The following is a 25,867-nucleotide window of genomic DNA, read 5'->3' as shown; positions in this document are numbered from 1 at the left end:
GTCAGACCGTGCCGCTGCGGGCCGGTCCGAAACGGGCCTCGGCGGCGGGGCCGCGGAGGCCGGTCACAGGCCGAGCGCGTGCGTGAGCTGCTGGGTGAAGGTGAGGCTTCCGGTGCCGGCCCCCGCCGCGACGGCGACTGTCTCCAACGCGGTGCGGATCCGCCCCCTGTTGGGCGGCAGGCCGTCCTCGGCGGACAGCGCCAGCTCGGCCTGGATGCTCTCCCCGCACCCCGTCAGCCCCGGGTACTCGGCGCGCAGTGCCTGGGTGAGCCGCTCGGCGACGGCCATGAGGGTCTCCAGATCGGGTGTGCCGTTCTTGGTGTCGATACGGCTGTAGTCGCCGAAGCCGGCCGGGCCGTTGAGGTGTCCGAAGTTGTAGGTGCTCATGTCCTGTCCTCGCTTGTGGCCCGAACGGGCCCTCGGGGGTGGGGCGTTGGCCCTGACTGGCCGAAGATGCCGGGATGGCTGACGTTACCGATGTTGTGGGTGTGCGTGCTGCCGAGGACGGGGAGCCGGTGCGTCATCCACGGCCCCCGCGGTCCGCAGAGGCTCGCCAGGCTGCGTGGCACTTGGGCGTCCGGATCGATGACGTCCGAAAATCGCCACCCGTCCGGGTGACCGGTGTTCGTTGACCGGGTTCCCGGACACCGGCGTGAAGTGAGGCCGGTACGCGCGCGGAGAACGCCCCGTCGACGTCGCGAGCGCCGTCGCCGTCGCCGTCGAGGTACACCGACGCGCACGGCCGCCGGGGCATTCCGTCGCCGCGGTACCGCGGCAGCACCGCCCATGGTGTGCCCGTCACGCTCATCACGTCCCCCTCCGGCCGTCGGCGCGCTTCACCCTAGGGACAGCCCGAGGTGTTTGTCGCGAGGTTCGGCGAGCGCCGGCCTCGGGGGACGTGGGCGTGGTAGGGGCCGCCGGGCCCGGCGTTCCCCTGTGACGTCGGACCGCGGCGGCTTCTCGTTCTGCGCCGACCGCGGCTCCTGTGTCACACGATCGGTGAACTCATCGGATCCGACGGGCGTTTATCGGCCACCTCGCTTCCCGGTCAGTCGAAGCGGAGGGCGCCGGTGCGAGTGCGCTTGAGTTCGAAGAGTTCGGGGTGGCGGGCCAGTACGCAGAAGCTGTCGAAGAGTTCGGCCGCCTCGGCGCCGCGCGGTACGGCACGCAGCACGGGCCCGAACCACACCGTTCCGTCGATGTGAAGGGTCGGCGTCCCCACGTAGCCGCCCGAGTCCGGCTCGGTACCGGCCGTGTGACTGCGGCGTACCGCGTCGTCGTACGACGGGTCGTGGGCCGCGGCCGACAGCTCGGCGGGTAGCCCGAGTTCGGCGAGCGCCTCGGTGATCACCTGGTCGAAGTCCTTGGTGCCGTGTTCGTGGATCCGGGTGCCGAACGCGGTGTACAGGTCGCGCAGCACTGTCGCGCCGTGCCGTTCGGCGGCGGCCACGGCGACCCGCACCGGACCGATGGAGCGGTCCACCAAGTCCCGGTACCAGTCGGGCAGTTCGTTGCCCGTGTTGTGCAGGTACAGGCTCATCACCCGGAACCGGAGGTCGAGCGGGCGCAGCCGCTCGACCTCCAGCAGCCAGCGGGAGGTGATCCAGGCGAAGGGACAGGCCGGGTCGAAGAAGAAGTCGATCCGGGTCGGGGCGGGCTCGGCGGTAACGGCAGTAGCGGCGGTGGCGCGGTACGTCATGACGGCGACGCTACTCATCCATTGGGGTGGCGTCCCGACCCAATCATCCCTCCGGTCATTGGTCCAATTCCTCGGGGCCGCCGGCCTCCGCATGCCCGGCCGCCGGGTACTCCGGGTCCACGGCGGCGATCTCCGTCCCGCGCAGGCGTTCCGGCTCTGCCACGATGTCGATCCCGGTGATCCGGCCGTCCGTCCCGAAGGCGAAGGCCAGGACCAGGCGAGGCCGTCCGTGCTCCACCATGACCAGGCCGAACTCGCCGTCCAGCAGGGCGAGTCCGGTGATCCGGGCGCGGCCCATGGCCGCCATGGCGCCCTGGGCGACGGGTTCGGCACCCCGCACCGTGATCGGTTCCGGTGTGGGGACGACCAGCGCGTCGGCGTGCAGCACCACGTCCGGGTCGAGCAGGGCGACCAGGGCGGAGAAGTCGCCGCCCCGCGTGGCGGCCAGGAACGCCTCGACGGCCCGGCGGCGACGTACGGCGTCGGCGCCGGGCGCGGGCGGCCGGCCCTGGACGCGACGTCGGGCCCGGCTGGCCAGTTGCCGAGTGGCGGCCGGAGTCTTCTCGATCAGCGGGGCGATCTCCTCGAACGGCACGGCGAACATGTCGTGCAGCACGAAGGCGACCCGCTCGGCCGGGCCGAGGGTGTCGAGGACGACCAGCAGCGCGACTCCGATCTCGTCGGCCAGCAGCGCCTGACGGGCGGGGTCGCCCGCATCGGCGGAGACCGGCGGTGTGTCGTGAGCGCGGTCGCCGGACTGGTCGCAGGAGGCGTGGTCGTAGGCGTCGAGGAAGTCCTCACGCCGGTTGCGGCGGGCCCGCAGCAGGTTGAGGCAGACCCGCGTCACCACGGTGGTCAGCCAGCCGGTGGGGTGGCGCACCGCGTCGAGGTCGGCCTGCCGGGCCCGCAGCCAGGCCTCCTGCAGGGCGTCGTCGGCCTCGGCGGCCGAGCCGAGCAGCCGGTGGGCCACGGCCGTCAGATGCGGCCGGTCCGCCTCGAACCGCGCCGCGAGCCGCCGCTCGGCATCCCCTGTGAAGTCGTCCATTTCTCCCCGTCCCCCTCCGGCAAGCCCGGCGCGAGCGGCTCACGCCCGCCGGGGCCTACAGAACGCCAATCCGGCCGGAAGATCAACCGGCAAGACACATCGCCGCAGACCGGAAGGCACATCGCCGCAGACCGGCTGAACGGCCGTCAGCCGGCCGACCCCACCGCCTCGTCCGCCAGGCGGACCAGGTCCGCGGCCGGCATCGACCCGGGGGCCCGGCGCTCCCGGGCGAACCGGTTGGCAAGCCGCTGGAGCAGTTCGTTCAGCGGGGTCGGTACGCCGTGCAGCCGGCCCAGCAGGGCGATCTCCCCATTGAGGTAGTCGGCCTCGATGGTGCCGGTGCCGCGGGCGAGGGACTGCCAGGAGGAACCGCCGCCGCGTGGCGCCCAGGACAGCGGCACGAGGGTGACCTTGTCGCCGCGGGCCGCGCGCTCCTCCTCGGCGGCCGTGTACGCGATCCCGGCGGCGTCGAGGACGGCCGCCCCTTCCGCTCGCACGCGCGCGTACAGCGCCCGGGCGGGCTCGGTGTCGCGGGTTCCGGTCAGCGCCTCGATGGCGTTGCTGAGGTTCGCGAGCAGCTTGGCGTATTGCCAGCGGGCCACGTCGGGCACGACCGGTGCCTCGAAGCGGGCGTCCGCCAGATCGGCGGCGATCCGGCGGGCGGTGTCGTCGGTGCCGTGCGGAAGGCGGCCGAGGTGCAGGATGCCGGCGAGCGGGCTGCCGGCGGCGGAGACGACGCCGGGCTCCTCAAGGGCCGAGGGCAGCCAGACGCAGACGCCGTACACCTGCCGGAAGCGGCGCAGGGCCAGCCGTCCGCTCTCCACGCCGTTCTGCAGGCAGACGAGCGGCAGCCGTTCGGCCGCCGTGCCGCCGCCCGTGACGGGCGCCTCGGCCCAGTTCTCCAGAGCGGCCATGGTGTCCTGCGTCTTCACGGCGAGGACGAGGACGTCGTCGGCGCGCAGTTCGCCGAGCGGGCCGGGCCCGTCGACGGCGGGCAGCCGGTACGTCAACTCCCCTTCCGGGACCCGCAGTCGCAGTCCGTGCTCGGCCAGTGCCGCCAGATGGCTGCCGCGTGCCACGAGGACGACCTCACGCCCGGCCTGGGCCAGCCGCCCCCCGACGGTCCCGCCGACCGCTCCCGCCCCGATGATGATGTAGCGCATGGATCAGAGCCTCGCACACCCGGGTCAGGCAGGCATGGGTGTGCGACCTTGCCCCTGGGGCATGGGGAAGCGTGCCGGACAATGCCCGCGCGCCGTTCCTCGGCCCGTGGACCGTCACGCTCCCGGAGCCGTCAGCTCGACCAGTTTGAGCACGGTGTTCCAGTTCCGGCTCGTGGCGATCAGGCCCTTGGTCAGGCGCGGGCGGGACAGGGCCTCGGCGAGCTTGGAGCGGCCGAGGCCCTCGGGGGCGTACAGGTACAGGCAGCGGTCGCCGAGGCGGAACTCCTCGGGGAGGTACGCGGCGGCGTCGATGTCCGCGTAGCGGTCCGGGGCGACCGGTGCGGAGAAGTAGGTGACGTGCAGCTGCCTGGGCTCCAGGTCGGCGGCCGGGAACGGGCAGGCCTCGGCGACGGCCTTCAGATAGGTGTGGTCGCGCACGAGCACGTCGACCGGGAAGCCGAACCGCTCCTCGATCGCCCGGCTCAACTCCGCCGCGAGCGACTCCTCGTCGCCGTGGCCGGTGGTGAACACGGCCTGGCCGCTCTGCAGATGGGTCCGCACGCCGGTGTGGCCGAGGCCGGTCAGCAGCGTACGGAGGTCGGCCATGGGCACCTTCTTGCTGCCACCGACGTTGATTCCGCGCAACAGCGCCGCGTAGGTCGTCATCCGGCCAGCGTAAAGCGGCCGTCGTGCCCCGTGGGGGTGGGCACGACGGCCGGGCCCGCGCAGGGCGGGACTGCGCGAAACTCTCGCCGATCGGCGGGTGCTGGATCAACCTCTACACGCACCTGTGACTTGTTCAACAAAACTTTGTAATCACAAACCGCCGCGCTGACGGCGGAACGGACAGCCCATGTCCTCCGGTGTGCGCCCCCGGTGCGAGAACCCCGAGACGCATCCCCGAGAAGTGCCCATAGGTGTAAGGGGCCACTGTCCTCCCCGGCGATGAGCGGCGGGCCGCCGAGTTCACCGGGCAGCACGACGAGCGGCGTTCGTCCGGCTCATACGGTCGAACTGCAACTAGCGCAGACGTGGCGGCAGGGGGCCGCCACCGCACAGAGGGGGAAGGCCCGCGATGGGGAACAGGGATGTGCGGGTGCGGGGGCTGGCCGCCCGTGCCGGCGGCTGGAGCGCCCGGCACCGCTGGGCGGCCGTCGGCATATGGGTGCTGTTCGTCGTGCTGGCGATGGGACTCGGCTCGGCGGCGGGCCGGGTCGACGTGGACGAGAGCAACCAGCTCAAGGGCGAGACGCACACAGCCGCCGAGATCATCGACGACGCGGGGATCAAGCAGCCTGCCGGGGAGACGGTCCTGATCCAGGCCAAGGTCGGTGCCCTGACGGCGACTTCGGCCGAGTTCCGGGCCGCCGTCGCCGACGTGATCGAGGCCGTCAAGGGCACCGGGAAGGTCACGGCGGTGACCTCGCCCTACGACACCCGCACCGTCTCCCGGGACGGGCGCAGCGCGCTGGTGCGGTTCGACATGCGCGGCGATGCGAAAACGGCCGTCGACCGGGTCGAGCCGGTGCTGAACGCGGTCGCCGGGGTGCAGAAAGCGCATGGTTCGCTGCGGATCGAGGAGATCGGCGGCGCCAGCATGCAGAAGCAGTACAAGGACGCCTTCGGGGACGACTTCCAGCAGGCCGAGTACTCGGCGGTGCCGGTGGCGCTCGGCATCCTGCTGATCGCCTTCGGGGCGCTGGTGGCGGCGCTGCTGCCGGTGGCCCTCGCGATCACCGCGATCATGGCGACGATGGGCCTGATGGGCCTCGTCAGCCATCTGCAGCCGATGAGCGACACCGCCAACTCCGTGATGCTGCTGGTCGGTATGGCCGTCGGCGTCGACTACTGCCTGTTCTATCTGCGCCGTGAGCGCGAGGAGCGGCAGGCCGGGCGGGACGCGGGCACCGCCCTGAGGATCGCCGCCGCCACCAGCGGCCGGGCGATCATCGTCTCCGGCGTCACGGTGTGCGTGGCGATGGCGGGCATGCTGTTCACGGGGCTCGCCGCGTTCGAGGCGATGGGCCTGGCCTCGCTGATGGTGGTCGCGGTCGCCATGGCCGGCTCGGTGACGGTGCTGCCGGCGCTGCTGTCGCTTCTCGGTGAGCGGGTCGAGAAGGGGCGGATTCCGTTCCTCGCGCGCCGGCGCGGCAGGCGGTCCCCGGACGAGGGCAGCCGGTTCTGGACGGCGGTCCTGCGCGGTGTGCTGGCCAGGCCGCTGGTCTCCGTCGTCGTGGCGGCCGGTGTGCTGCTGGCGATCGCGGCGCCCGCGCTCGGCATGAAGACCCAACAGCTCACGCTGGACCAGGAGTTCGGCAAGTCACTGCCGATCGTGCAGACGTACGACCGCATCAACGACGCGTTCCCGGGCGGCAGCGAGCCGGCCCAGGTCGTCGTCAAGGCCGCGGACGTCAACGCCCCCGGCGTACGGCAGGCGCTGGCCGACTTCAAGAAGCAGGCCATCGCCTCGGGTGCCTCGCGCGGCCCGGTCGACATCAGGCTGTACGACGCGCAGAACGTGGCCCTGGTATCCGTGCCGCTGGTCGGCGGATCGGACATGGACCGGGCGGTCGAGAGCCTGGACAAGCTGCGCGACGAGGTACGGCCCGCCACGCTGGGCAAGGTCGACGGCGTGCAGGCGCCGATCACCGGGCAGGTCGCCGGCAACCACGACTTCAACGACCAGCTGCTCGGCTCCGTCGTCCCGGTCTTCGCGTTCGTCGTCGTCTTCGCCTTCCTGCTGATGCTGCTGTCGTTCCGCTCGCTGACCGTCGCGATCACGTCGATCGTGCTCAACCTGCTGTCGGTGGGCGCGGCGTACGGCATCCTCGTCGCCGTCTTCCAGCACGGCTGGGGTGCCTCGCTGGTGGGTGCCCAGGGGGTCGGGGCGATCGTGACCTGGCTGCCGCTGTTCCTCTTCGTGATCCTGTTCGGGCTGTCGATGGACTACCACGTGTTCGTCGTCTCCCGGATCCGCGAGGCCCGGATGCGCGGCCGCAGCACCACGGACGCGATCCGGCACGGCGTGGTCACCACGGCCGGTGTCGTCACCAGCGCCGCGGTCATCATGGTCGCCGTGTTCGCGATCTTCGGCACGCTGTCGATGCAGTCCATGAAGCAGATGGGTGTGGGCCTGGCCGCGGCGGTCCTGATCGACGCGACGGTCATCCGCGGAGTGCTGCTGCCGGCGGTGATGGCACTGCTCGGCGAGCGCAACTGGTACCTGCCGAAGTGGCTGCGCCGCCTGCCCGACCTCACCCACGACGAGGCGCCGGACGCGGTTGCCTCCCGGCCGGTGCGCGAGGAGGCGGAGCGGCTGCCGGTCTGATCCGGCGCACAACCCGCCGGGGCGGCCGGGACCGGGTGCGGGGGCGTGGGGCTGGTCGCACCGTTCCCCGCGCCCCTTCGGGGCGTTGCAGGTGGCCTACTCCCGCGCGCGGCCCTTCAGTTCCGCCTCGATCAGGTCCGCCGCCCGGAGCGTGCCGCCCTCCTCGGCCATCTCCGCCTGGATCTCCTTCAGACGGCGGGCCACTTCCGGATCGTCCACGAGGGCGAGCGCGGCCTCACGGAGACGCTCACCGGTGGCCTCCTGGGTGTCCAGCCGCCGAGCGACACCGAGTCCCTGCAACATGTCGGCGTTGCCGAACTGGTCGACGGCCTGCGGGACCGCGATCATCGGCGTGGCGGTGGCCAGCCCTTCCTGGCTGCCGCCCGCGCCCGCGTGTGTGACGAACAGGTCGGCCTGCCGCAGGATCGCCAGCTGCGGTACCCAGCTGTGCACTTCCACGTTGTCCGGTACGTCGCCCAGCTCGGCGAGGTCCACGTGCCGGCCGACCTGGAGGACCAGGTGCCAGCCGGGCAGGCCGCCGAAGGCGCGGACGCATTCGCGGTAGAACGCGGGCTGCTTGGTGAAGGCCGAGCCCAGTGACACCAGCACGACCTTTCCGGCGGTGGCCGGCCGCTGCCACTCCCCCTGGTCGGAGCGGTCGCCCTGGCAGGCGCCGACGAAGGCGTACACGCGGGCGTCGACACGGTCGGCGTGCGGCTGCAGTGCCTTCGGGATGAGGACGATCGAGCGGGCCGGGCCGATGAAGGAGTCCGGGTGCTGAGTGATCCCGTTCTCCGTCAGCCAGGCCTCGAAGCGTGCGTAGTAGGCCTGCCCGCGCTCGGTCTTCCTCGGCTCGGCCCACAGCGGCTCCATGACCTCCTCCTCGTACCCCTGCCAGGCGACGAGGTTCGGCGAGAGGGAGACCGCCGGGACGCCCCAGCGGTGGGCCAGCACCCGGGCCGGGTACGAGGCGATGTCGTGCAGGACGAGGTCGGGTTCGTCGCCGGCGTAGGCCTCGATGAGCTGTGGGAGCGCCTGGATCGCGTCGGCCAGGAACGGCTCCACGTTGTCCAGCAGCGTGGTCCCCCAGGCCTCCGGGTCGGCGTCGGGTCCCGGCAGGGTCGAGGTGTACGGCACGGGCCGGGCCCCAGTGGCGGCCACCTTCTCGGCGAACACCGGCGGGACGGCGTACGTGACCCGGTGCCCCCGGGCGACGAGTTCACGGATCACCTCCAGGCTGGGGTTCACATGGCCGTGCGCGGCGATGGAGAACATGGCGATGTGGGCGGGAGCGGTCATGATGCAGACGCTAGGCGAGACGATACGTCTCGTTCAATGCAATTTCCGCTCGGTGGTCCGCGCTCAGCGCTGATAGCGGGCCAGGACCAGGTTGCCGTCCTGCACGAGGCGTCTGCGCAGCTCGGTGAGGCCGATCGCGCCGCTGTAGTACTCCTGGAAGGCCGGGGTGGCCACCTTGTCCTTCCACTCGGGATAGCCGCGCACGGACTGGGCGGGCGCCGGGCGCAGGTGCTCCGCCAGGGCCGCGCCGGTCGCCCAGCCGTTCTCCGCGGTGTGCAGGGCGGGGTCCTTCAGCGCCTGGGTGCCGGTGGGCAGCATCCAGTCGCCGAGCGCGAGACGGACCATGTTCCCCGGCCGCAGCAGGAAGCCGAGGAACGCGGCGGCCTCCTTCTTGTGCGGGCAGTCCGCGGAGACGGACAGGGTCTGCGGACTGACCCCCTGGGTGAGCCCGGCAGCGCCCGCCGGAGCGGGCAGCACCTCCCAGCGGAAGCCCTTCGGGGCCTGCTGCACGATCTGCTGACGGTAGGAGAAGCCCAGCGGTACCATCGCGTACCGGCCGCCGAAGAAGCCGGGCAGGGTGTCCGAACCGCCGCTGCCCAGCGTCGAGGCGGGAGCACTGTGGTCGACGGCGACCTGGTCGCGGACCGTGCCGGGTACGACCGCGTCGCCGGAGCCGAAGCGCACGGTCACTCTGCCGTCCGCGCCCCGGTGGAAGAGCCGGCCGCCCGCCGACAGGGAGAGGTTCAGCGTGGCGGAGACGGGTTCCTTCAGCGGCCAGGCCACGCCGTACCTGCCGGGCCCGCTGAGCCTCTTCGTCACCTGCCGGAACTCCGCCCAGCTCCAGGGATGTCCGGGAGTCGGGATGCGTACCTTCGCCGAGCGCAGCCTGGTGGCGTCAGCGATCAGCACCCGGGGTTCCTGGAGGAACGGCACGCCGTAGATGCCGTGTCCGAAGGTGGTCGTGTCCCAAGCCGCCGGAGGGATACCGGACTTGAGGTCGGCCGGCAGCAGATCGGTCAGGTCGGCGAGGTAGCCGCCGTAGGCGAAGTCGGCCAGGTCGTCGGAGGCGTCGTGGATGATGTCCGGTGCCTCGCCGCCCTCGAAGGAGGTGAGCAGCTGGTCGTGGACGCTGTCCCAACTCCCCTGGATGTACTCGACCTTGACCTCGGGGTGGGTCCTGTTCCACTCCTTCACCAGGGCCTTGGTGGCGGCGACGGACTCCTGCTGCCAGGCGAGGGACTGGAAGCGCAGGGTGATCGGGCCGCCGTCGTGGTGGGCCGGTGACGAGCAGCCCGCGAGCAGCAGCAGGACGCCGAGGAGCGCGACCGACATGCGGGGGATGCGGGTCGTGCGGGGGATGCGGGTCATGAGGGTCCTCATCAGCTCTTCACCGCCCCGGCGAGCAGGCCCGTCGTGATCCGCCGCTGAACCAGGGCGAAGACGGCCAGGGAGGGAAGCGTGGCCAGGAACGCGGCGGCGGCCAGCGGGCCCAGATCGGCCACGCCCTCCGCACCGATGAAATGGGTGAGGACGACCGGCAGGGTCTGTTTCGCGGGGCTCTTGAGCAGCACCAGCGCGAAGAAGAACTCGTTCCACGCGGTGACGAACGCGAACAGGCCCGTCGCCGCGATGCCGGGCGCGAGCAGCGGCGCCGTCACCGACACGAGGGTGCGCAGCCGCCCGGCGCCGTCGACGGCCGCCGCCTCCTCCAGCTCGGCGGGCACCGCCCGCATATGGCCGACGAGCATCCACAGCGCGAACGGCAGCGCCCACACGACGTACACCACCACCAGCCCGGTCAGGGAGTCCACGAGGCGCAGCTGCTTCAGCACCAGGAACAGCGGAATGATCACCAGCACGAAGGGGAACGCCTGGCTGATCACCACCCATCCGGTGGCGGCCCGGGCGAGCCGGGTGCGGTGCCGGGCCAGGACGTACGCCATGGGTGTGGCGACCAGGACGGCGACGGCGGCGGTCGCGAGTGCCACCAGCAGGGAGTTGAGCGCGGCGTGCGCGAGGGGCTGTTCCCGGAAGGCCTGCCGGAGGCCTGCCGGGGTGGGGTGGCGCGGGATCCACGTCGGGTGCAGACTGCCGAGCTCGCGCGGGGACTTCAGGGCGGTGGACAGCAGCCACAGGAGCGGGAAGGCCAGGAACAGCAGATAGCAGAGCAGGGCGGCGTACTGTCCGGCACGTGCCGTGCGGCGGGTCCTCATGCCTGCGCACCTCCGCGCAGCCGGCCGGCCAGGAACACCGCGAGCAGGATCGATACGACGGCGACGAGCACACAGCCCATGGCCGCCGCGTAGCCGAACTGGCCGTAGCGGAAGGCCTCTTCGTAGGCGAACAGCGAGGGCAGCCGGGTCTTGCCGCCGGGGCCGCCGCTGGTGAGGACGTAGACCAGGGCGAAGGAGTTGAGGTTCCAGATGAGGTTGAGCGCAGTGATGGCGAGGGCCACCGGTCTGAGCGCGGGCCAGGTGACCGCGCGGAAGCGGCGCCAGGCCCCGGCGCCGTCGACCGCGGCGGCCTCGTGCAGTTCGCGCGGGACGTTCTGCACTCCGGCGAGCAGGGCGACCGTGGTCTGCGGCAGGCCGGCCCAGACGCCGGCGACGATCACCGCGGGCAGGGCGGTGGCCAGGCCGCCGAGCCAGTCGTGGCCGTCGCCGAGGCCGAGGTCGCGCAGGGTCTCGTTGAGGATGCCGGCGTCCGGGTTGTAGACGAGCCGCCACATGATGCCGACGACGACCTCGGGCAGCGCCCACGGCACGATGGCGAGCGCGCGGGCCAGCCATCGCAGCCGTAAGTCCTCGTTGAGCAGCAGGGCGAGGCCGAGCGCCAGCAGGAACTGGGGCACGGTGACGCCCGCCGCCCAGACCAGGCCGATGCGGAACGACTCCCAGAAGAGCGTGTCGTGCAGCAGGTCCTGGAAGTTGAGGGCACCGATCCAGCGGGTGGCCTGGGTGCGGCCGGACTGGGCGTCGGTGAACGCCAGCAGGACGCCGTAGAGCAGCGGCCCCACGCTGAACAGGAGGATCGGGATCAGGGCGGGCAGGACGAGGAACCAGATGCCCTGTCCGGCTGCACGGCGACCGCCCGGTCGTCGCACGTCGGCCACTGATGTCACGGAATCAGCCCCTTTGCCTGCTCCGATTGGCGTGTTCATGGTGATAAAGGCCCGATACCTCGTCAAGGGACCGCGCACACCGTTCGACCTGGACGAATGCAAGACTGGCCGGGTACGGCACACGCACCACAGCTGGACGGTACGGAGGCGGCACGATGGACGAGGCACGGGCACGGGACGTACTGGCCACGGCGGGAGTGCTGCCGGGCCCGGCCCGGCACGCATCTCTCCTCGCCCTCGGTGAGAACGCGGTGTTCGCCGCCGGTGACCTGGTGGTGAAGGTGGGCCGCGACGCCGAGCTGCTGCAGCGGGCCCGGCGTGAGCTGGACATCGCCCGCTGGCTGGCCGAGGCGGGCGTGCCGGCGGTACGGGCGGCCGAGCCGGAGCCACGGCTGGTCGACGGCCATCCGGTGACCGTGTGGCACCGGCTGCCCGAGGCGGTACGCCCCGCCGAGCCGGGCGATCTGGCGCGACTGCTGCGGATGGTGCACGCACTGCCTGCTCCTCCTTTCGCATTGCCGCCCCGCGAGTTGCTGGGCGGTGTGGAGCGGTGGCTGCGGCTGGCGGGTGACGCGATCGACGGCGAGGACGCGGCGTACCTGCGTGCGCGCCGGGACGGATTCGCGGCGGCCGCGGCGGCGCTGACGCCGCATCTGCCGCCGGGGCCGATCCACGGCGACGCGTTGCCGCGCAATGTGCACGTCGGGCCGGACGGGCCGGTCCTGGTGGACCTGGAGACCTTCTCCGCGGATCTGCGCGAGCACGATCTGGTGGTCATGGCGCTCTCCCGCGACCGGTACGGGCTGCCCGCCGAGGCGTACGAGTCGTTCGTCGACGGATACGGGTGGGATGTGCGGGAGTGGGAGGGCTGTGCGGTGCTGCGCGGCGCCCGGGAGACCGCCAGCTGTGCGTGGGTTGCGCAGCATGCACCGAGCAGTCCGAATGCGTTGGCCGAGTTCCGGCGGCGGGTGGCGTCGTTGCGGGACGGGGACGAGACGGTGCGGTGGTATCCGTTCTGAGGGCGTCTCGTGGCCCGGTGTTCTGAGGTGCTCGGCGTTGGTACCGGGGCCGTGCCCGCAGCCGAGCAGCGCCCGGAAGGGGCGCGGGGAACTGCGCGACCAGCCCCCACCGGCCCGCAGGCGAAGCCGGCCCGCAGGACCTACGCCGGCTGGCTTTCCGTCAGCTCCCGGAGGGGCCATGTGCCGTCGATCACCGCGTCCGGCTCGCCCTTGCGGCGCAAGAACGCCTGGAAGTCCGCCGCCCACTCCGCGTACCACTCGATCTGCCGCTGGTGGAGCTCGACCGGACTCAGGGACGCGATCTTCGGGTGGCGGTCGGCTATCGCGGACGCGAGCCGCGCTGCGGCGAGGGCGTCGGCCGGGGCCGTGTGGGCCGCGTCGAGGGATATGCCGTACTCGGCACACACCGCTTCCAGGTTTCGCTTGCCGCGGCGGTAGCGGTCGACCCAGCGGTCGATGGTGTAGGGGTCGATGACCGGGGCGGGGGCGAGGCCGCCCAGGCGGTCGGAGAGGGACGGCAGGGCGTGGCGGCGCAGCTCCGCGGAGAGCAGGGTGAGATCGAACGCGGCGTTGTAGGCGACGACCGGGACGCCCGTCCTCCAGTACCCCACCAGGACGTCGGCGACGGAGTCGGCCACCCGGTCGGCCGGGTGGCCCTCGGCCGCCGCACGCTCGTTGCTGATGCCGTGCACCGCCACCGCGTCGGCCGGGATCTCCACGCCCGGGTCGGCCAGCCATTCCCTGCGTCCCCCGGGCTCACCGGCCCTGACCTCGATCACCGCGCCGGTGACGATGCGCGCCTCGCGCGGATCGGTCCCGGTCGTCTCCAGGTCGAAGCCGATCAGCAGCTCCCGGTGCCAGCCCATGGGCGGCCCCCCTTCTTGGTGGTGCTTTCCCCCAGTGGCCTCCACCATCGCACGCGGCACTGACAATCCGAGGATCGCGTTCCGCTTGCCGTCACGGGCCGTTCAGGACACCGGCCGCGAATCCATCCAAGCCAGCTCGAACTCCTCGCGATAAGTCGGGAAAAGTCCCACTTCGCCCACGTCATCCGACTTGACCACCTTGCTGCCGTTGCGCAGCACCAGTACCGGCGACTCCATCCCGCGCGCCCCGCGCAGATAGGACTGCACCACGGCGATGCCGTCGGCGCCGTCGCCGTCCACCAGGTAGGCGGTGAAGCGCGGTGTCTCGTCGTAGACCTGGATCTCGAAGGCGCCCGGGTCGTGCAGCCGGGAGCGGACCCGGCGCATGTGCAGGATGTTCATCTCGACGGACCGGCTCAGTTCGCCCCGTTTCATCCCGAGTTCGCGCTCGCGGCGCTTGACCGAGCTGGAGGCCGGGTTGAGGAAGAGCAGCCGTACCCGGCAGCCGGACTCGGCGAGCCGGAGCAGACGGCGGCCGGAGAAGTTCTGCACCAGCAGGTTGAGGCCGATGCCGATCGCGTCGAGGCGGCGGGCGCCGCCGAAGAGGTCCTCGGCCGGGAACTGGCGCATCAGCCGCACCCGGTCCGCGTGGACGGCCACGACATCCGCGTACCGGTCGCCGACCAGGTCCTCGACCGCGTCCACCGGCAGCCGGCGTGCGGAGGGCACGTCACCGCCCGCGCCGAGCATCTCCAGCAGCCGGGCCGAGGCGCGCTCGGCCTGGTTCAGGACCGCCTCGGACAGGGCCCGGTTGCGGGAGACGACGTTGCGGGTGACCTCCAGCTCGTCCAGGGCGAGTTCGAGGTCGCGGCGCTCGTCGAAGTACGGTTCGAAGCACGGCCAGTGCTGCACCATCAGCTCGCGCAGCTGCGGCAGGGTGAGGAAGCTGAGCACGTTGTCGTCGGCCGGGTCGAGCAGATAGCCCTTGCGGCGGCTGACCTCCCGCACGGCGACCGCGCGCTGTACCCACTCCTGTCCGGCCGGGCCGGCCGCGGCGACCACCCAGTCGTCCCCGTGGACGGGTTCGTAGATGGGCCGCAGCACGGCGGCCACGACCGCGCGCAGGCGTTGTTCGACGAGATTCAGCCAGATGTAGGCCCGGCCGGCCCGCTGGGCGCGGGTGCGCACCTCGCGCCAGGCGTCGGCGTCCCAGTCCAGCTCCGGCCCGATGGATCCCGCGTCCATCGGGCGGGCCAGGGACACCGCGCCGGGCGGGACGTCTGCGGAGTTCCCCTCGTGACCCTCGTCACCAGGGGGCAGCTCCAGCCCTCCCGAGCCCACCCGTGCACCGCCTTCCGCCCCCCGGGCCTTTCCCGTCTCAACGATCAAGGAAGGGTACTCCGCGAGGGGACGGCGGTGCAGCCGGATGGACAGGTCGGTTTCTCAACCGCTTTCGTCAACTACGCTAGTGCCAATGGCCGTTCTGCCCTGCCAGGTCACGGGGAGTGAGCGGATTCATAGCCGTGACGTCCCGCGGGGCGATGGTGAAGCCCTGCCAGTGCACCGGCATGGGCTGCTGGTCCTCGTCGCGCGCGATGTGGTGGAAGCCGACGTTCATCCAGATCACCGGGTGGGTCAGGGTCTGTCCGCCGATCCACTTGTCGACCGCCGCGGGGTGTCCGCGGCCGCAGATCGCCGGATTGTCGCTGGCGAACAGCTCGCAGGGGTTGTACTCGGTGACGTACAGGTCGTGCCGGGTGTAGCCGCGGCCGGGGTACTTGGTGGTGGCTCCGGGGACGATCTCGTACGAACGGGCGTGCCCGTCCTTGTTCTTCCCCGTCGCGCTGACCACCCGCCACCAGCGGTAGTCCTTCAGGTCACCGGCGAGTTCCCGGGTGACCTCCGTGCGGGTGGTCTTCGTGGTCGGGCCGCGCTGTCCGGCGGTGCGGGGGCTGACGGCCGAGTCGTACTGCTCGACCCTGGTCTTGGACGAGCCGTCGAGGCCGAAGTCCAGACGCCAGAAGACGTTGTGGCTGTGGCTGGTGGCGTAGGCCTTGGCGCCCTTGCCGACGGGCCAGCCGCGCCCGTCGCCGGCGTCGTAGTCCTCCCAGGACAGGCTGCCGGTCGCACCGACGTTCATGGCGATCGTGCCGTCGTCCTGGAAGCGCCACTCGGTGATGTACTCGTACCAGCCGACCTGGTTGACGGTGTAGACCAGGAAGTCCTTGCCCTGGGCCTGGTGGACCTTGTCCGTGCCGGTGTCGTGCAGGCGGTAGGCGTGACCGCGGGAACGGGTGGTCGTGCACAAGCCGTTGACGTCCGGGTGCTCCGGGTCGATCGCGTCGGGGACCTTGACGGTCTTGATGGTGCCGCCGGGGCACTCGGCGGGCGACAGGTTCATCAGCGCCTGGGCGAAGTCCTCGTCCGTCAGGTCGCTGTACTCGTGCTGTCCGTCGTCGTAGGGGACATGGATCTGGCCGAGTCTGGCGCTGTTCAGCACCCTGATCGGCTTCGGTTCGCCCCTGGGCTGGTAGCTGATCTTCTCCAGGACGAGGCCGGCCTTGCTGTCGTAGTGCCAGCACATGCGCCACGTCGTGCCGGTGGAGAGCTTCTGTTCGAGGCGGTGGGCGGCGCTGCAGTCGGCGGCGGGCGCGGCGGCGGCCGGCCCCGGCCGGGCGGCGGCCGGTCCGGCGGCGGTCGTGGCGCCGGCGGTCAGCGCGGCCACGGCCAGTCCGACGGCCGCGGCCCTGCGCGCACGACGGAATCCGTACTCGGGCATGACGGGATGACTCCCTTGCAGGAGATGCGATGGCTCCCTGCAGGAGATGCAGGGAGATGCCGGGAAAGGGGCGGTCAGCCGTGGTCGAGGGCGGTGACCTTGCGCGCGCTCAGATCGATCACCAAGGACCTGGTGTCGATCCAGGGCCCGTTCCTGACCTTGGTGAACAGCCGGACGCACCGGTGTACGCCGCACGGGTCGAGGGCCGCTGGCTGGGCGCCCGGAACCGCCCGGTAGATGCCGCCGCTGAGCAGCAGCTGGTCCGGGGAGGTGAGGTCCCTGCCGGTGGCGTCCTTGTAGTCGGCCTTCAGGCCCGCGCCGAGCGGGGCGGCGATCAGGAGCCGGGCCGCCTCGGCGTTCTCGGCCCGGCTCGGCGGCGGCTGGACGCCACGCTGGGTGCCGGTCCGCTCGACCTTGCCGGTGTCCAGGTCGACGGTCTTGGTCACGAGCGTGTCGTTGCGGTAGTCGTAGAAGGTGATGTCGGCCCGGCGCGGCGCGCCGGGGTCGTCGGCCTCGCCGGGCTCGGGTTCGGCGAGGTCGGCGCTCAGGCGCTGCGGCCCGCGGCCACCCGCGGCGTTCTCGCCCGTGTGCAGCAGCTGCCCGGTCAGGGCGATCCGCTCGGCCCGCCGGACCTCGTCATCGGTCAGCGGGTCGCGGCCGGTGCCCTTGCCGCCCTCGGCCGGCGCCTGTTCCACGACGGCGGGCCGGACCCCGTCCGGGCCCTGACCGTCCTGCGTACCGCCGCCGCGAGCCCCTCCCGACGCGTCCGCCCCCGCCGTGCCCGGCAGGGCGATCGCGACGGCCGCGGCGGTCCCCACCGTCGCGACGGCCACTCCTGCCACTAACTTTCCCAGATGGCGGTGCACTGTCTCACGCACATGGCCCCCTGCTCCCCGCGGTCCCACGGGGGTACCTGTTGCCCCACTGGTTCGGCACACGGCGGGTACGAGCGCCGTCGTGTGCGCTGGTCGGTGGGTAAGAGGGACGCAAGACACGGGAGGTTCCGTCACTTTCGGGAGACTCGGGGGCCAACGCGGCCCCAGGGCGGCGGCACACCTGGGAGAGTCGTATCCATGCAGGTCTGGCCTGGAGAGGCGTATCCGCTCGGCGCCACCTATGACGGCGCCGGAACCAACTTCGCGGTCTTCACGGAGGCCGCGGACCGAGTAGAGCTGTGTCTGCTGCACGACGACGGCTCGGAGACGGCGGTGGAACTGCGCGAGAGCGACGCGTTCGTGCGGCACGCGTACGTGCCGGGCGTGATGCCGGGGCAACGGTACGGGTTCCGGGTGCACGGCCCGTACGATCCCGGGCGCGGGCTGCGCTGCAACTCCGCGAAGCTGCTGCTCGACCCGTACGCGAAGGCGGTCAGCGGCGCGATCCGCTGGGGCGAGGAGGTGTACGGCTACCACTTCGGCGCGCCGGACAGCCGCAACGACCTCGACTCGGCGCCGCACACCATGGCCTCCGTGGTGATCAACCCCTACTTCGACTGGGGCGACGACCGGCCGCCGCGCACCGAGTACCACCACACGGTGATCTACGAGGCCCATGTGAAGGGCCTGACCATGCGTCACCCGGGGCTTCCGGAGGAGCTGCGGGGCACGTACGCGGCGCTCGCGCATCCGGCGGTCATCGACCACCTGACCAAGCTGGGGGTGACGGCGCTCGAACTGATGCCCGTACACCAGTTCGTGAACGACCACCGGCTGGTCGACCTGGGTCTGAGCAACTACTGGGGCTACAACACCATCGGCTTCTTCGCCCCGCACAACGCGTACGCCTCCTGGGGCGACCGCGGCCAGCAGGTGCTGGAGTTCAAGTCGGCGGTCCGGGCGCTGCACGAGGCCGGCATCGAGGTCATCCTGGACGTCGTCTACAACCACACCGCCGAGGGCAACCACCTGGGTCCGACACTGTCCTTCAAGGGCATCGACAACCCGTCGTACTACCGGCTGACGGACGACCGCCGCTACTACATGGACACCACGGGCACCGGAAACTCGCTGCTCATGCGGTCCCCGCACGTGCTCCAGCTGATCATGGACTCGCTGCGGTACTGGGTCACCGAGATGCACGTCGACGGCTTCCGCTTCGACCTCGCGGCCACGCTCGCCCGGCAGTTCCACGAGGTGGACCGGCTGTCGTCGTTCTTCGACCTGGTGCAGCAGGACCCGGTGGTCTCCCAGGTGAAGCTGATCGCCGAGCCGTGGGACGTGGGCGAGGGCGGCTACCAGGTGGGCAACTTCCCGCCGCTGTGGACCGAGTGGAACGGCAAGTACCGGGACACGGTACGGGACCTGTGGCGGGGCGAGCCGCGGGCCCTCGCGGAGTTCGCCTCCCGGCTGACCGGCTCCTCGGACCTCTACCAGGACGACGGCCGCCGCCCGCTGGCTTCGATCAACTTCGTCACCTGCCACGACGGCTTCACGCTGCACGACCTCGTCGCGTACAACGACAAGCACAACGCGGCCAACGGCGAGGACAACCGGGACGGCGAGAGCCACAACCGGTCCTGGAACTGCGGGGTGGAGGGCGAGACGGACGACCCGGAGGTGCTCCGGCTGCGCGCCCGGCAGATGCGGAACTTCCTCGCGACGCTGATGCTGTCCCAGGGCGTGCCGATGATCAGTCACGGCGACGAGTTCGCCCGCACCCAGCGCGGCAACAACAACGCCTACTGCCAGGACAACGAGATCTCCTGGGTGCAGTGGCCGGAGTCCTCGGAGGGCGACCTGCTGGAGTTCGTCCGTGCGATGGTGTGGCTGCGCCGGGACCACCCGGTCCTGCGCCGGCGCCGCTTCTTCCACGGCCGCCCGGTGGAGGGCACCCACGGCGAGCTGTCCGACATCGCCTGGTTCACCCCGGAGGGCGCCGAGATGACCCAGCGGGACTGGGACTCGGCGCGGGCGTCCGCGCTGACGGTGTTCCTGAACGGCAACGCGATCTCCGAGCCGGGTCCGCGCGGGGAACGCATCACCGACGACTCGTTCCTGCTGATGTTCAACGCCTCCCCGGCGCCGCTGGACTTTCTGGTACCGGTCGACCACGGCCGGCAGTGGCAGGTGGTCGTCGACACCGCCCAGCCGGACGGGGTGCCGCCGGGGTCCGGTGCGAAGGTCGGGGCGGGCGACCGGATCACCTTGCCCGACCACAGCCTGACGGTGCTGCAGCGGCCGGCGTAGCGGACCGGACGGGCCCGGGCAGCAGCCCCCGGCGGGGCTGCTCGTCCGGTACACGCGTGTGGGTGAGTGCAGGGGCCGGTGACACGAAAGCCGACAGGCTGGGTACGTACGTTTTCATGACTTCTGCGCGCCCCGGACCGGAGGTGCCCACGGCCACCTACCGGCTGCAGCTCCAGCCCTCGTTCCCGTTCGCCGCCGCCGCGGCGGCCGTACCCTACCTGGCGTCGCTCGGCGTCTCGCACCTGCACCTGTCCCCCGTGCTGGAGGCCGTGCCCGGATCCCCGCACGGCTATGACGTGGTGGACCACGCGCGTGTGCGCGGCGAACTGGGCGGCGAGGAGGGCCTGCGGTCGCTGGCGCGGACCGCGCGGGAGCACGGGCTCGGCCTGGTGGTGGACATCGTGCCGAACCACATGGCCATGGCCCCCCGCCACAACCACGCCCTGTGGGAGGTGCTGCGCGAGGGCCCCGGCTCGCCGTACGCGCGCTGGTTCGACATCGACTGGCAGGCGCAGGACGGCCGGGTGCTGCTGCCGGTGCTCGGCGGTCCGGTCGGCTCCCAGCTGGAGCACCTGGTCGTCGACGGCGACGTGCTGCGCTACCACGAGCATGCCTTCCCGCTGCGTGCGGGCACCGGGGAGCTGCCGCTGCCGGAGCTGCTGGACGCCCAGTGGTACCGCCCGGTGTGGTGGCGGCTGGCCCGCACCGAGCTGAACTACCGGCGGTTCTTCAGCATCTCTGAGCTGATCGGGCTGCGCGTGGAGGATCCGGAGGTGTTCGACGCCACCCACGCCAAGATCCTCCAGCTGCTCGACGAGGGCGTGATCGACGGGTTGCGCGTCGACCATCCCGACGGGCTCGCCGATCCCGACGGCTACCTCGCGCGGCTGCACGAGGCCAGTGGCGGGCGCTGGACGGTGGTGGAGAAGATCCTCGCCGACGGCGAGCGGCTGCCGGCGTCCTGGCCCGTCGCGGGCACCACCGGCTACGACGCCCTGCGCCAGGTCGACGGACTGTTCACCGACCAGACGGGGGCGTACGAACTGCTGGGCCGCTACCGGGCCTTCGCGGCCCCGCAGACGGACCGGGGCGGCAACTGGGAGGCGACGGTACGGCGGGCGGCCTACAAGGTGCTCACGCACGAGCTGGCCGCCGAGACCGACCGGCTCACCCGGGTCGCCACCCGGCTGTGCGCCTCCTCGCCCGACCTCGCGCTGCGCGACCGGGCTCCCTGGGCGCTGCGCACGGCCGTGGAGGAGCTGCTGGTCCGGATGCGGGTGTACCGGCCGTACGCCTCCGGTGACGCGGCCGCCGTCGTCACCGAGGAGGCCGCCGAGGAGGCGCGGCTGGCCTTCGTGGTGCCCGAGGAGGCGGAGGCCGTCGGGATCGTGCGCCGGCTGCTCGTCGAGCCGCCCGGTGACCCGTCGGCGCCGGACCACGCCGACCGGGTGGAGTTCCGTACCCGGTTCGCGCAGACCGCGTCGGCGCTGCGGGCCAAGTCGGTGGAGGACACGGCGTTCTACCGCTACGTGCCGCTGCTGTCGGCGACCGAGGTGGGCGGCGATCCGGGCCGGCCGGGTGTGTCCCCCGAGGACTTCCACGCCCACTGCGCGCGCGTGCAGCACGACTGGCCGGCCACCGGCACGGTGGTCTCCACGCACGACACCAAGCGCAGTGCCGACGTGCGTGCCGCGCTGGCCGTGCTCACCGAGTGCCCCGGCCGGTGGGCGGAGCTGCTGGCCGAGGTGAACCAGCCCGGGGAGGGCGTGGGCGTACCGGACGGGCAGCTCGCCTGGGCGGCCTGGCAGACGGTGTTCGGGCTGGGCACCGCCGAGGAGGAGCGGGTGCAGCAGGCACTGCTGAAGCATGTGCGCGAGGCGGGCATGTACACCAGCTGGACGGAGCAGGAGCCGCCGTACGAGGAGGCGGTGGCCGCGTTCGTCGCCGCCGGGCCGTGCGGGGCGCCCGGGGAGCGCGTGGCCGCGTTCCGCAAGGCGCTGGAGCCGCACGTCCGGGCCAATGTGCTCGGCACCGCCCTGGTCCATCTGACGATGCCGGGGGTGCCGGACGTCTACCAGGGCACGGAGGGCGAGTACCGGGCGCTGGTGGACCCGGACAACCGGCGTGCGGTGCCGTTCCCGCCCGAGACGCCCGGCGAGAAGGACGCGCTGACGGCGGCGGCCCTGCGGCTGCGCGCCCGGCGTCCGGACGCCTTCGGCAGGGCCGCGTCGTACGAACCGCTGTCCGCCGAGGGCCCGGCGGCCGAGCACTGTGTGGCGTTCGCACGCTCGGGCGAGGCGGTCACGGCGGTCACCCGGCTGTCGCTGCGGCTCGCCGAGACGGGCGGCTGGCGGGACACCCGGCTGACGCTGCCTCCCGGACGGTGGGCGGACGTGCTGACCGAGGGGCGGGAGTTCACGGGGCACGCGCGCGTGGCGGACCTTTTCGACCGGCTGCCGGTGGTCCTGCTGGAGCGGGTCGCGGAGGGGTGAGACGGCTCAGCGGACCGGCTCGGCGGGCGGTCGGCACTCCTCGTACGGCCGTTCCGGGAGGTCTCCGAGGACGGCCCAGGTGGTGCGCAGGAGGTCCACGAAGGCCTCGGCGGCCCCGGTGGGCGGCACGCGCGCGTAGACCGCCAGGGGGCGCTTCCAGGCCGGGTCCGGGCTGAGGACCGTGCAGTCCTCACCGACGGCACCGCGCACGACGTGGGCGGGCGCGACGCACACCCCGACGCCGGCTGCGGCCATCCGCACGGCTGTCGAGGTGTGCTCGGTCCACACGGCGGTCCGCGGCGCGAACCCGGCCCGCCCGCACGCCCAGTCGAGGAAGCGCGCGCCGTGCACCACGGGTTCCATCGCGCAGCGGATCCACGCGCGGTCGCTGAGTTCCGGCAGGGTCACCGTCGTACGGCCCGCGAGCCGGTCGTCGAACGGGACCACCAGGACGAGTTCCTCCTCGCCGACCGGTACGACGGTGCCGGGCGGGTCGGCGGGCTCCGGCCCGAACGCCAGGTCGGCGGTGCCGCGCTGCACGGCCTCCTCGAGCGCCTCGGCGGTGGCGTACTCGTGCAGGCGCAGCAGGACCCGGGGGCGGACCGTGCGCCAGCGGGCGAAGACGTCGGGCAGGACGCCCACGGCGAGGGAGTGCAGCGTGGCGATGTGGAGTTCGCCGCCCTCGGCGCCGGCGGTGGCACGCGCCGCGCGGCGGGCCTGCGCGGCGCTGCGGACGGCGAGTTCGGCGTGCGGCAGGAAGGCCCGTCCCATGGGGGTGAGGCGCACGCCGCGGGCCATGCGCTCCAGCAGGGCGCCGCCGACCGATTTCTCCAGGGCCTTGATCTGGTGCGAGAGCGCGGGCTGTGTGACGTGCAGGGCCTCCGCCGCGCGGGTGAAGGACGCCTCCTGGACGACCGTGACGAAGTACTCCATCTGCCGCAGGCTCAACTCCCCCGCCTTTCATGAAGATCCTGCATGACATCCACAACAACATTGCCTTGGACTCATGGCAAGGGGTGGACGGAGGGTGGATGCCATGATCGTCAACACACCGGATGTCATCGTCATCGGCGGCGGAACGGGCGGGTACGCCACCGCCCTGCGCGCCGCCGCCCTCGGGCTGGACGTCGTCCTCGCCGAACGCGACAAGGTCGGCGGAACCTGTCTGCACCGGGGCTGCATACCGAGCAAGGCGATGCTGTACGCCGCCGAACTGGTCGACGGCATCGCCGAGGCGCGTGAGCGGTGGGGTGTGAGGGCCACGCTGGACTCGGTCGACTGGGCGGCGCTGGTGGCCACACGGGACGACATCGTGGCGCGCAACCACAAGGGGGTCGAGGCGCATCTGGCGCACGCCGGCGTGCGGGTGGTGCGCGGCAGCGCACGATTGACGGGTCCGCGCACCGTGCGTGTGGAGAGCGCGCGCAGGGAGTCCGCGCCGGGCGTGCACGACTTCTCCGCGCGCCGTGGCATCGTGCTCGCGACAGGCTCGCGCCCGCGCACCATCCCGGGGCTCGTGCCGGACGGACGGCGCGTGGTGACCAGTGACGACGCCCTGTTCGCGCCGGGGCTGCCGGCGTCCGTCCTGGTGCTGGGCGGGGGCGCGATCGGCGTGGAGTACGCCTCCTTCCACCGGTCCATGGGCGCGGAGGTCACTCTCGTGGAGGCCGCGGAGCGGATCGTGCCGCTGGAGGACGCCGATGTGAGCCGGCATCTGACGCGCGGCCTGAAGAAGCGCGGGATCGATGTGCAGCCGGGCGCCCGGCTGCTGGACGCGGAGGTGCTGGACGACGGCGTACGCGCGCGCGTGCGCACCGCGCGGGGCGAGACGCGCACGGTGGAGGCGGAGCGGCTGCTGGTGGCCGTCGGCCGGGCGCCGGTCACCGAGGGTCTGGGTCTGGACGCGGCCGGCCTGACGACGGACGAGCGGGGGTTCGTCGTACCGGCCGACTGGAACCGGCTGGAGACGGCCGTACCGGGCGTCCATGTCGTCGGGGACCTGCTGCCGCCGCCCTCGCTCGGCCTCGCGCACGCCTCGTTCGCGGAGGCCCTGCTGGTCGCCGAGACCCTGGCCGGGCTCCGGCCGGCCCCGATCGACTACGCGGCCGTGCCCCGGGTGACGTACTCCTCGCCGCAGACCGCCGCGGTGGGGCTGAGCGAGACGGAGGCACGCGCGCGTGGGCGCGAGGTCGAGGTGAACACGATGCCGCTGACCGCCGTGGCCAAGGGCATGGTGCACGGCCGGGGCGGCATGGTGAAGGTCGTCACCGAGGCCGGCGGCGGGCAGGTGCTCGGCGTGCACCTGGTCGGCCCGAGCGTGTCGGAGATGATCGCCGAGAGCCAGCTGATCGTCGGCTGGGACGCCGAGCCCGCGGACGTGGCCCGGCACGTGCACGCGCACCCGACGCTGTCGGAGGCGGTGGGCGAGGTGTTCCTGACGCTCGCGGGGCGCGGCCTGCACCAGCAGTGAGCGCCCGGCACGCAGCGCCCGCGCCGTGCCCCCGCGCCCGAGTCCGGGCGCCCCCGGTAGCCTCCCCCGCCGCATGCTTGACAGTTGACCCGCCGCGTGCGGGACTTGGAGGGCGAAGCCGGGCGGAACAAGTCGGGGGTGAGTCTTCTGCCGGAGCTGCGCTATCCCAGCGTTCCCGAACTGATCGCCTCCGCACAGGCGTTGGCCGCTCAGGAACCCGGGCTGTGCTCGCTCAGGCAGGTCGGCGTCTCGCGCGCGGGAAGACCCCTGCACCTGCTGTCGGTGGGGCATGCCCGGCGGACGGTTCTGGTGGTCGCCGGTGCCCACGCCAATGAACCGACCGGGGGCTCCACCCTGCGGGTGCTTGCCGAAAGAGTGCTGGCCGAGCGGGAGCTGCGGGCGGACACGTCCTGGCACTTCCTGCTGTGCGCGGATCCGGACGGTGCGAGCCTGCATGTGACACCGGCGCCGCGCAGCCTGCTCGACTACCACCTCGGCTTCTACCGGCCGACGGGCGCCGAGCAGCCGGAGTGGTCGCCGTCCGTGCTGCCGCCGGACCGGCTGCCCCCCGAGACCCGGGCGCTGACCGGGGTGATCGACGAGCTGCGGCCCTACCTCCAGGTGACCCTGCACGGCACCGACCTCGGCGGCAGCTGGGTGCAGCTGACCAGGGACGTTCCGGGGCTCGCCGAGCCGTTCGCCAAGTCGGCGGCGCAACTGCACATCCCGGTGGAGACGGGCGCCTCGGACGCCGCCGGCTGGCCGGCCTCCGGCCCCGGGGTGCATGTCATGCCCGGTCCGGACACGGGCGCCGCCTACCCGAGCATGCCCGACGACGCACGGCACAGCACCTGGTACCACGCGCACCGGTACGGCGGTCTGACCGCCGTGGTGGAGGTACCGATGTGGGCGAGCGACCTGGTGGACGATCCGGCGCCGCACCCGGCTCCGGCGGCGGCGATGCGGCGCCTGGCCCAGCGGCTGCTGCGGGACTCGCAGGAGGTGGAGCGCGTGCTCGGCGACGCGCTGCCCCGCCTCGACGGTGTGGACGGCCCACTGCTGCGGGCGGCGCGCTGGGCGCTGGAGCTGATCCCCGGCCTGGCCGAGGACTGGATCCACACCCCGCCGGCCGGTACGACGATGGCGTACATCGGCAGTGTGGACGCCTTCGGGCGGCGGCTGCCGCTGCGCGCGGCGGCGATGCTGCTGCGGGTGCTGCGGGAGACGGACGACCGGGCGGCACCACGGCTGGAACAGCTCGTCACCGCCTGGTGCGATGCTTTCGCGGCGCGCTTCAGGGCCCGCTGGGTGCCCTTGGAGCACCAGGTGGAGCACCAGTCCCGGACAGTGCTCGTGGCGGCACAGCAGGCCCGTGAGCGGGTGCTGTGAGGCCGCCCGCGC

The 25,867-nt window shown here is 72.3% G+C and carries 20 protein-coding genes; 6 read left to right on the top strand and 14 right to left on the bottom strand.

The window, feature by feature from the left end; translation table 11 throughout:
- Positions 1–63 precede the first annotated feature (63 nt).
- The 5 genes from ACIGXP_RS27920 to ACIGXP_RS27900 all read right to left on the bottom strand — a co-directional run bounded on the left by ACIGXP_RS27920 (position 64) and on the right by ACIGXP_RS27900 (position 4,573).
- Entirely contained in the window at positions 64–387 is a 324-nt protein-coding gene (locus tag ACIGXP_RS27920) for a hypothetical protein (RefSeq protein ID WP_399772792.1), read from the bottom strand.
- A 661-nt stretch (positions 388–1,048) separates the two neighbouring features.
- Positions 1,049–1,699: a DsbA family protein gene (locus tag ACIGXP_RS27915; RefSeq protein ID WP_399772789.1), complete on the bottom strand. Its 651-nt coding sequence runs from the start codon at positions 1,697–1,699 to the stop codon at positions 1,049–1,051.
- 55 nt (positions 1,700–1,754) lie between these two features.
- Complete coding sequence (locus ACIGXP_RS27910; RefSeq protein WP_399772787.1) at positions 1,755–2,744, bottom strand: sigma-70 family RNA polymerase sigma factor; 990 nt, start codon at positions 2,742–2,744, stop codon at positions 1,755–1,757.
- A gap of 146 nt (positions 2,745–2,890) precedes the next feature.
- A complete protein-coding gene (locus ACIGXP_RS27905; protein ID WP_399772784.1) occupies positions 2,891–3,907 on the bottom strand; it encodes a ketopantoate reductase family protein in 1,017 nt (338 codons plus the stop codon).
- A gap of 114 nt (positions 3,908–4,021) precedes the next feature.
- Complete coding sequence (locus ACIGXP_RS27900; RefSeq protein ID WP_363220390.1) at positions 4,022–4,573, bottom strand: DUF1697 domain-containing protein; 552 nt, start codon at positions 4,571–4,573, stop codon at positions 4,022–4,024.
- 409 nt (positions 4,574–4,982) lie between these two features.
- Between ACIGXP_RS27900 and ACIGXP_RS27895 the strand changes: the two genes are divergently transcribed.
- Complete coding sequence (locus ACIGXP_RS27895) at positions 4,983–7,235, top strand: MMPL family transporter (RefSeq protein ID WP_399772781.1); 2,253 nt, start codon at positions 4,983–4,985, stop codon at positions 7,233–7,235.
- Between the two features lie 96 nt (positions 7,236–7,331).
- On the opposite strand, the gene mgt is transcribed toward ACIGXP_RS27895, so the two are convergent.
- From mgt to ACIGXP_RS27875, 4 genes are all read right to left on the bottom strand, one after another.
- Complete coding sequence (gene mgt, locus ACIGXP_RS27890; protein ID WP_399772779.1) at positions 7,332–8,534, bottom strand: macrolide-inactivating glycosyltransferase; 1,203 nt, start codon at positions 8,532–8,534, stop codon at positions 7,332–7,334.
- Between the two features lie 63 nt (positions 8,535–8,597).
- Positions 8,598–9,902: an ABC transporter substrate-binding protein gene (locus ACIGXP_RS27885; protein ID WP_399772777.1), complete on the bottom strand. Its 1,305-nt coding sequence runs from the start codon at positions 9,900–9,902 to the stop codon at positions 8,598–8,600.
- Positions 9,903–9,913: 11 nt separating this feature from the next.
- The gene (locus ACIGXP_RS27880; protein ID WP_399772775.1) at positions 9,914–10,747 is read right to left on the bottom strand and encodes a carbohydrate ABC transporter permease; all 834 of its coding nucleotides are present in this window, start codon (positions 10,745–10,747) and stop codon (positions 9,914–9,916) included.
- Complete coding sequence (locus ACIGXP_RS27875; protein WP_399772772.1) at positions 10,744–11,694, bottom strand: carbohydrate ABC transporter permease; 951 nt, start codon at positions 11,692–11,694, stop codon at positions 10,744–10,746. Before ACIGXP_RS27875 ends, ACIGXP_RS27880 begins: the two co-directional genes overlap by 4 nt.
- A 116-nt stretch (positions 11,695–11,810) precedes the next feature.
- On the opposite strand from ACIGXP_RS27875, the gene ACIGXP_RS27870 reads away from it, so the two are divergent.
- Positions 11,811–12,674 carry a phosphotransferase enzyme family protein gene (locus ACIGXP_RS27870; protein ID WP_399772770.1) on the top strand — a complete coding sequence of 288 codons (864 nt, stop codon included), beginning with the start codon at positions 11,811–11,813 and terminating at the stop codon, positions 12,672–12,674.
- A 140-nt stretch (positions 12,675–12,814) separates the two neighbouring features.
- Here the strand turns inward: ACIGXP_RS27870 and ACIGXP_RS27865 are convergent, their stop codons facing one another.
- From ACIGXP_RS27865 to ACIGXP_RS27850, 4 genes are all read right to left on the bottom strand, one after another.
- Complete coding sequence (locus tag ACIGXP_RS27865) at positions 12,815–13,540, bottom strand: 3'-5' exonuclease (protein ID WP_363220239.1); 726 nt, start codon at positions 13,538–13,540, stop codon at positions 12,815–12,817.
- Positions 13,541–13,642: 102 nt separating this feature from the next.
- A complete protein-coding gene (locus ACIGXP_RS27860) occupies positions 13,643–14,881 on the bottom strand; it encodes an SAV2148 family HEPN domain-containing protein (RefSeq protein ID WP_399773064.1) in 1,239 nt (412 codons plus the stop codon).
- A 124-nt stretch (positions 14,882–15,005) separates the two neighbouring features.
- Positions 15,006–16,319, bottom strand: a complete 1,314-nt coding sequence (locus ACIGXP_RS27855; protein ID WP_399772768.1) for a copper amine oxidase — start codon at positions 16,317–16,319, stop codon at positions 15,006–15,008.
- Positions 16,320–16,393: 74 nt separating this feature from the next.
- On the bottom strand, positions 16,394–17,197 hold the full coding sequence (locus ACIGXP_RS27850) for a Tat pathway signal sequence domain protein (RefSeq protein WP_399772766.1): 804 nt from the start codon (positions 17,195–17,197) through the stop codon (positions 16,394–16,396).
- Positions 17,198–17,392: 195 nt separating this feature from the next.
- On the opposite strand from ACIGXP_RS27850, the gene glgX reads away from it, so the two are divergent.
- Together glgX and treY are read left to right on the top strand one after the other, a co-directional pair.
- Positions 17,393–19,504 carry a glycogen debranching protein GlgX gene (gene glgX / locus ACIGXP_RS27845; RefSeq protein ID WP_399772763.1) on the top strand — a complete coding sequence of 704 codons (2,112 nt, stop codon included), beginning with the start codon at positions 17,393–17,395 and terminating at the stop codon, positions 19,502–19,504.
- Between the two features lie 116 nt (positions 19,505–19,620).
- On the top strand, positions 19,621–21,996 hold the full coding sequence (gene treY, locus ACIGXP_RS27840; protein WP_399772761.1) for a malto-oligosyltrehalose synthase: 2,376 nt from the start codon (positions 19,621–19,623) through the stop codon (positions 21,994–21,996).
- A 6-nt stretch (positions 21,997–22,002) separates the two neighbouring features.
- Here treY and ACIGXP_RS27835 read toward each other — a convergent pair whose 3' ends face one another.
- Positions 22,003–22,944 (bottom strand): LysR family transcriptional regulator, encoded by a 942-nt coding sequence (locus ACIGXP_RS27835; RefSeq protein ID WP_399772758.1) that lies wholly within the window; start codon positions 22,942–22,944, stop codon positions 22,003–22,005.
- 88 nt (positions 22,945–23,032) lie between these two features.
- On the opposite strand from ACIGXP_RS27835, the gene lpdA reads away from it, so the two are divergent.
- Positions 23,033–24,466, top strand: a complete 1,434-nt coding sequence (gene lpdA, locus ACIGXP_RS27830) for a dihydrolipoyl dehydrogenase (RefSeq protein ID WP_399772755.1) — start codon at positions 23,033–23,035, stop codon at positions 24,464–24,466.
- 138 nt (positions 24,467–24,604) lie between these two features.
- Complete coding sequence (locus ACIGXP_RS27825; protein WP_399772753.1) at positions 24,605–25,855, top strand: M14 family zinc carboxypeptidase; 1,251 nt, start codon at positions 24,605–24,607, stop codon at positions 25,853–25,855.
- Positions 25,856–25,867: the final 12 nt, after the last annotated feature.

Origin of the sequence: Streptomyces sp. NPDC053069, from assembly GCF_044546895.1 — a bacterium.
Taxonomy (GTDB): domain Bacteria; phylum Actinomycetota; class Actinomycetes; order Streptomycetales; family Streptomycetaceae; genus Streptomyces.
The sequence above is the reverse complement of the archived record's forward strand: the minus strand, read 5'-3'. Positions and strand labels throughout refer to the sequence as shown.

Excerpts from the sequence above, each read along its gene's own strand:
- ACIGXP_RS27895 (WP_399772781.1), top strand. The coding sequence starts at position 4,983 with ATGGGGAACAGGGATGTGCGGGTGCGGGGGCTGGCCGCCCGTGCCGGC.
- mgt (WP_399772779.1), bottom strand. The coding sequence starts at position 8,534 with ATGACCGCTCCCGCCCACATCGCCATGTTCTCCATCGCCGCGCACGGC.
- ACIGXP_RS27900 (WP_363220390.1), bottom strand. The coding sequence starts at position 4,573 with ATGACGACCTACGCGGCGCTGTTGCGCGGAATCAACGTCGGTGGCAGC.
- ACIGXP_RS27870 (WP_399772770.1), top strand. The coding sequence starts at position 11,811 with ATGGACGAGGCACGGGCACGGGACGTACTGGCCACGGCGGGAGTGCTG.
- ACIGXP_RS27910 (WP_399772787.1), bottom strand. The coding sequence starts at position 2,744 with ATGGACGACTTCACAGGGGATGCCGAGCGGCGGCTCGCGGCGCGGTTC.
- ACIGXP_RS27865 (WP_363220239.1), bottom strand. The coding sequence starts at position 13,540 with ATGGGCTGGCACCGGGAGCTGCTGATCGGCTTCGACCTGGAGACGACC.
- ACIGXP_RS27905 (WP_399772784.1), bottom strand. The coding sequence starts at position 3,907 with ATGCGCTACATCATCATCGGGGCGGGAGCGGTCGGCGGGACCGTCGGG.
- ACIGXP_RS27875 (WP_399772772.1), bottom strand. The coding sequence starts at position 11,694 with ATGAACACGCCAATCGGAGCAGGCAAAGGGGCTGATTCCGTGACATCA.
- ACIGXP_RS27915 (WP_399772789.1), bottom strand. The coding sequence starts at position 1,699 with ATGACGTACCGCGCCACCGCCGCTACTGCCGTTACCGCCGAGCCCGCC.
- ACIGXP_RS27920 (WP_399772792.1), bottom strand. The coding sequence starts at position 387 with ATGAGCACCTACAACTTCGGACACCTCAACGGCCCGGCCGGCTTCGGC.
- ACIGXP_RS27885 (WP_399772777.1), bottom strand. The coding sequence starts at position 9,902 with ATGACCCGCATCCCCCGCACGACCCGCATCCCCCGCATGTCGGTCGCG.
- lpdA (WP_399772755.1), top strand. The coding sequence starts at position 23,033 with ATGATCGTCAACACACCGGATGTCATCGTCATCGGCGGCGGAACGGGC.
- ACIGXP_RS27855 (WP_399772768.1), bottom strand. The coding sequence starts at position 16,319 with ATGCCCGAGTACGGATTCCGTCGTGCGCGCAGGGCCGCGGCCGTCGGA.
- glgX (WP_399772763.1), top strand. The coding sequence starts at position 17,393 with ATGCAGGTCTGGCCTGGAGAGGCGTATCCGCTCGGCGCCACCTATGAC.
- ACIGXP_RS27880 (WP_399772775.1), bottom strand. The coding sequence starts at position 10,747 with ATGAGGACCCGCCGCACGGCACGTGCCGGACAGTACGCCGCCCTGCTC.
- treY (WP_399772761.1), top strand. The coding sequence starts at position 19,621 with ATGACTTCTGCGCGCCCCGGACCGGAGGTGCCCACGGCCACCTACCGG.